3 protein-coding genes and 3 tRNA genes are annotated in these 2181 nt (G+C 62.4%); 3 read left to right on the top strand and 3 right to left on the bottom strand.

What is annotated here, in order from left to right:
* Window positions 1-56: 56 nt before the first annotated feature.
* Window positions 57-389, bottom strand: coding sequence for a rhodanese-like domain-containing protein (locus tag VZ95_RS15975; protein WP_052711845.1), 333 nt, complete (start codon window positions 387-389; stop codon window positions 57-59).
* Window positions 390-399: 10 nt separating this feature from the next.
* On the bottom strand, window positions 400-1083 hold the full coding sequence (locus VZ95_RS15970; RefSeq protein ID WP_045776742.1) for a protein-L-isoaspartate O-methyltransferase family protein: 684 nt from the start codon (window positions 1081-1083) through the stop codon (window positions 400-402).
* A gap of 217 nt (window positions 1084-1300) precedes the next feature.
* Here VZ95_RS15970 and VZ95_RS15965 point away from each other — a divergent pair.
* From VZ95_RS15965 to VZ95_RS15955, 3 genes are all read left to right on the top strand, one after another.
* Window positions 1301-1374: transfer RNA gene (locus tag VZ95_RS15965), tRNA-Cys, on the top strand.
* Window positions 1375-1490: 116 nt separating this feature from the next.
* Window positions 1491-1565: transfer RNA gene (locus tag VZ95_RS15960), tRNA-Asn, on the top strand.
* Window positions 1566-1601: 36 nt separating this feature from the next.
* Window positions 1602-1676: transfer RNA gene (locus VZ95_RS15955), tRNA-Asn, on the top strand.
* A gap of 63 nt (window positions 1677-1739) precedes the next feature.
* On the opposite strand, the gene VZ95_RS15950 is transcribed toward VZ95_RS15955, so the two are convergent.
* A partial coding sequence (locus tag VZ95_RS15950) for a PadR family transcriptional regulator (protein WP_045776741.1) occupies window positions 1740-2181 on the bottom strand: 442 nt, incomplete at its 5' end.

The raw sequence follows: 2181 nt of genomic DNA, 5'->3' as shown, positions 1-2181 counted from the left end.
AATCGCCTCAGGACAGGGCCTGAGCGCGATCACGTACTGTAATTACGGTTACAAACTTAATAGCGCGACAGGCTCGGGTCAACCTCCGAAGCCCATCGATCGATACCGCCCGCTAAGTTAACCGCGTTATCATAGCCTATTTCCCGCAGAAAACGCACCGCCTGTAAAGAGCGTCCGCCGTGATGACACAGAATCACCAAAGCGCCTACGCGCGGCAGCGTCTCAACCTGCGTTGGCAAGCTTCCCAGCGGAATGAGGCGCGACGAGGGCAAATGGACGTGAGACCATTCCCATTGCTCGCGCACATCGATCACCGTCACCGGCTCCCCCGCCGCCAACCAGGCCGACAGCGTCGCAACATCGATCTGGAGGGGAAATTCTTGGGTCATGGGGCGATGATTAGAAAACGAATTGCGGCTTGGGCGCAAATTCGGGCAGCAACGGCGTTGCCGAATCGAACAAAACCCGCCCGGCGGCAACCCCAGCGCGCTTAACGAACAGCGTTGCGCTGCCCATCGGCGGCTCGCCGCCCCCGGCCACTTCCGGCTTCAAAATCGTCACCAAGCGCCCGCCTTCGGCCAGCAGATCCAGCAAAGCGGCGGGAACTTTCGGCAAGGCTCCGGACACGAGGACAACGTCGAAACTCTGCCCCGCGAGCCCTTCGGCCTGGGCGAGAACGCCATCGAGCGGCGCTTCGACGAAATTAACCGGCACGGGGGCTGCTGCCAACGCGCGGCGGGCGAGATCAAGCAGGCTGGCGCGGCTATCGAGGGCCGTCACCGTCCCAGCCAAATGCGCCAGCAGCGCCGCGCCGTAGCCGGTGCCCGTCGCGAAATCCAGCGCGCGGTCGGTCTTCTTGATCTCGGCCGACTGAAGCAGGCGGGCAATAATCATTGGCTCCAGCAGAAACCGGCCCGGTGCGACGGTTAGATCTTCATCGATATAGGCGACCGGGCGCAGCGCTTCCGGCACGAAGGCTTCGCGCGGCACGGTCGCCATCGCGGCGATCACGTCCGGGTCGATCACCTTATTGGTGCGCACTTGGCATTCGATCATATTCGCGCGAGCGGCTGCGTAATCCATGAGCCTGTAATCCACCTCTCCCAAACCACCCTATGCGGCGGCACTCTGCTTAGGGTTATAGGCGCGCCCCTTCGCTTGTGCAACGCAAAGCCGCGCCGATTTTAGGCGTTCCTGTCACCTCTTCCAGGCGCGGCCCACGGAAAGACACTTGACCTTCATTTTCCTTCGGGATACACCGCGCATCCGCATCGGTTTAGACCGAGCAGGCGCGCCCAGAGGCCGGGTGGCAGAGTGGTCATGCAGGGGACTGCAAATCCCCGTACAGCGGTTCGATTCCGCTCTCGGCCTCCATCGCGCGCTTTGTTCAGTCTTTGTCGGGCAAGACCGGCAGGGCACCGATGAAAATCGGCCTTGGCAGACCCCGACGGGTTTGCTACACACGCCGGACTTGACGTTACGGCTCCTATTCCCAGGTAGCTCAGCGGTAGAGCAGGCGGCTGTTAACCGCCTGGCCGGGGGTTCGAATCCCTCCCTGGGAGCCAACGTCTTAAAGAGTGTCGCGTTATGTGCTTGGTTGATCCCAGGTAGCTCAGCGGTAGAGCAGGCGGCTGTTAACCGCCTGGCCGGGGGTTCGAATCCCTCCCTGGGAGCCACTTTGCACTATGTTAAAACAAAAATAACCCCCACCCATCTCGGCAGGGGGTTTTTTGTTGCTATTAGCTCCGCTCGATCTCCGACGCCGCCCGATCGAGGGCGCTGGTGATCGTCGTCAGCGCGCTTGCCGAGATTTCTCCTTTTGCCAGCCGCACCCGCAGCGCCGCGCGGAGATTATCCATCGCCCGGAGAAGTTCCGGGGCGGGCGCGCCGCCAAACCGGGCGAGTGCATCGCTCAGCCGCTCCCGCGCCGCGCCGATAGCCGCCGCATTGGCCTCGATTTCGGCACGCCCCGCGTCGGTTAGACGATAGAGCTTCTTTGCGCCCTGGGCCTCGCTGGCGATGAAACCCATTTCCTCCAGCAGCGTCAGCATCGGATAGACCGCGCCGGGGCTGGGGGCGTAATGGCCGTTGAAGGCGTCTTCAATCGCTTTAATCACCTCATAGCCGTGGCGGGGCTGCTGAGCGATGAGATCGAGCGCCAACCAGCGCAGATCGCCCTGC

Source organism: Elstera litoralis, assembly GCF_000963705.1.
GTDB classification, from domain to species: domain Bacteria; phylum Pseudomonadota; class Alphaproteobacteria; order Elsterales; family Elsteraceae; genus Elstera; species Elstera litoralis.
This window is presented reverse-complemented; position numbering and strand designations above follow the sequence as displayed.